We start from the raw sequence: 3,188 nt of genomic DNA on the forward strand, positions 1-3,188 counted from the left end.
AAAAGGTGTTTGTGTGTAAGTCCTCGGCCGATTAGTACCGGTCACCTGCACGCATTGCTGCGCTTCCAGTTCCGGCCTATCAACCCCATGGTCTGTGGGGGGCCTTAACCACGCGAAGGTGGTGAGAAACCTCATCTTGGAACAGGCTTCCCGCTTAGATGCTTTCAGCGGTTATCCCTTCCGAACGTAGCTAACCAGCGATGCTCCTGGTGGAACAACTGGCACACCAGAGGTTCGTCCGTCCCGGTCCTCTCGTACTAGGGACAGCCTTCCGCAAGTTTCTTACGCGCGCGGCGGATAGAGACCGAACTGTCTCACGACGTTCTAAACCCAGCTCGCGTGCCGCTTTAATGGGCGAACAGCCCAACCCTTGGGACCTACTCCAGCCCCAGGATGCGACGAGCCGACATCGAGGTGCCAAACCATCCCGTCGATATGGACTCTTGGGGAAGATCAGCCTGTTATCCCCGGGGTACCTTTTATCCGTTGAGCGACACCGCTTCCACTTGCCGGTGCCGGATCACTAGTCCCGACTTTCGTCCCTGCTCGACGTGTCAGTCTCACAGTCAAGCTCCCTTGTGCACTTGCACTCAACACCTGATTGCCATCCAGGCTGAGGGAACCTTTGGGCGCCTCCGTTACTCTTTGGGAGGCAACCGCCCCAGTTAAACTACCCACCAGGCACTGTCCCTAACCCAGATCATGGGCCGAGGTTAGACGTCCAATACGATCAGAGTGGTATTTCAACAACGACTCCACACACACTGGCGTGCATGCTTCACAGTCTCCCACCTATCCTACACAAACCGAATCGAACGCCAATACCAAGCTATAGTAAAGGTCCCGGGGTCTTTTCGTCCTGCCGCGCGTAACGAGCATCTTTACTCGTAATGCAATTTCGCCGAGTCTGTGGTCGAGACAGCAGAGAAGTCGTTACGCCATTCGTGCAGGTCGGAACTTACCCGACAAGGAATTTCGCTACCTTAGGATGGTTATAGTTACCACCGCCGTTTACTGGGGCTTAAATTCTCAGCTTCGCCTTGCGGCTAACCGGTCCTCTTAACCTTCCAGCACCGGGCAGGCGTCAGTCCGTATACATCGACTTACGTCTTCGCACGGACCTGTGTTTTTAGTAAACAGTCGCTTCTCTCTGGTCTCTGCGACCACCCCCAGCTCCCACCGCGAAGGTGCTCACCGGGCGTGGTCCCCCTTCTCCCGAAGTTACGGGGGCATTTTGCCGAGTTCCTTAACCACAGTTCTCTCGATCGCCTTGGTATTCTCTACCTGACCACCTGTGTTGGTTTGGGGTACGGGCCGTGTATGAACTCACTAGAGGCTTTTCTCGGCAGCATAGGATCACTGAATTCCCCACAACGGGTACGCATCAAGTCTCAGCCTTAATGTGACACGGATTTGCCTGTTGTCACGGCCTACACTCTTACACCAGTACAACCACTGACTGGCCCAGCTACCTTCCTGCGTCACCCCATCGCTTGGCTACTACCAGATCAGGTCCCGCGCATCCCCACCACGCGGTCCGAAGACCGTCTAGGTGGTTCTGGGCGGTTAGTATCACTGATTCACCATGGGCGCGCATACACGGGTACGGGAATATCAACCCGTTGTCCATCGACTACGCCTGTCGGCCTCGCCTTAGGTCCCGACTCACCCTGGGCAGATTAGCTTGACCCAGGAACCCTTGGTCATCCGGCGGACGAGTTTCTCACTCGTCATTCGCTACTCATGCCTGCATTCTCACTCGTGTGGCCTCCACACCTGGATCACTCCGGCGCTTCTATGGCCACACGACGCTCCCCTACCCACCCACACACCTGCCCGGAGGAGGATATACGTGTGAGTGCCGCGGCTTCGGCGGTGTACTTGAGCCCCGCTACATTGTCGGCGCAGGACCACTTGACCAGTGAGCTATTACGCACTCTTTCAAGGGTGGCTGCTTCTAAGCCAACCTCCTGGCTGTCTCAGCGATCCCACATCCTTTTCCACTTAGTACACGCTTAGGGGCCTTAGCCGGCGATCTGGGCTGTTTCCCTCTCGACTATGAAGCTTATCCCCCACAGTCTCACTGCCGCACTCTCACACCTCGGCATTCGGAGTTTGGCTGACGTCAGTAACCTTGTAGGGCCCATCGGCCATCCAGTAGCTCTACCTCCGAGGTGAAACATGCGACGCTGCACCTAAATGCATTTCGGGGAGAACCAGCTATCACGGAGTTTGATTGGCCTTTCACCCCTACCCACAACTCATCCCCTCAGTTTTCAACCTAAGTGGGTTCGCGCCTCCACGACGTCTTACCGTCGCTTCACACTGGCCATGGGTAGATCACTCCGCTTCGGGTCTAGAGCATGCCACTAACAACGCCCTATTCGGACTCGCTTTCGCTACGGCTACCCCTCGACGGGTTAACCTCGCGACATACCACTAACTCGCAGGCTCATTCTTCAAAAGGCACGCCATCAGCCCAAAAGGCCTCTGACGGATTGTAAGCACACGGTTTCAGGTACTATTTCACTCCCCTCCCGGGGTACTTTTCACCATTCCCTCACGGTACTAATCCGCTATCGGTCACCAAGGAGTATTCAGGCTTACCGGGTGGTCCCGGCAGATTCACAGCAGATTTCACGGGCCCGCTGCTACTTGGGTACACAAATCGCCCCGCCGCAAGGTTTTCAGGTACGGGACTCTCACCCTCTCCGGCCGACCCTTCCAAGTCGTTCCCCTAACCCGCGAACAATCAGCGCCCGGTCCGGCAGAACCAAGGACATCGCGCCCCACAACACCACACACGCAACCCCTGCCGGGTATCACACGCATGCGGTTTAGCCTCCTCCGCGTTCGCTCGCCGCTACTGACGGAATCACTATTGTTTTCTCTTCCTGCGGGTACTGAGATGTTTCACTTCCCCGCGTTCCCTCCACACACCCTATGTATTCAGATGCGGGTAACACGCCATCACGCGTGCTGGGTTCCCCCATTCGGACACCCTCGGATCACAGCTCGTTTGGCAACTCCCCGAGGCTTATCGCAGCCTACTACGTCCTTCATCGGCTCTTGGTGCCAAGGCATCCACCGTGTGCTCTTACACACTTACATTCACAAACAATTAAAGATGCTCGCGTCCACTGTGCAGTTCTCAAACAACACACACCAACCCCACCCACACCCCGGCC

The 3,188-nt window shown here is 56.4% G+C and carries 1 rRNA gene; it reads right to left on the reverse strand.

Going from position 1 to position 3,188, the window contains the following annotated elements:
- Positions 1-11: 11 nt before the first annotated feature.
- Positions 12-3,111 (reverse strand): 23S ribosomal RNA (locus DPA01S_RS15815).
- Positions 3,112-3,188: the final 77 nt, after the last annotated feature.

This window comes from Dietzia papillomatosis NBRC 105045, from assembly GCF_001570845.1.
In the GTDB taxonomy this organism is placed as follows: domain Bacteria; phylum Actinomycetota; class Actinomycetes; order Mycobacteriales; family Mycobacteriaceae; genus Dietzia; species Dietzia cinnamea.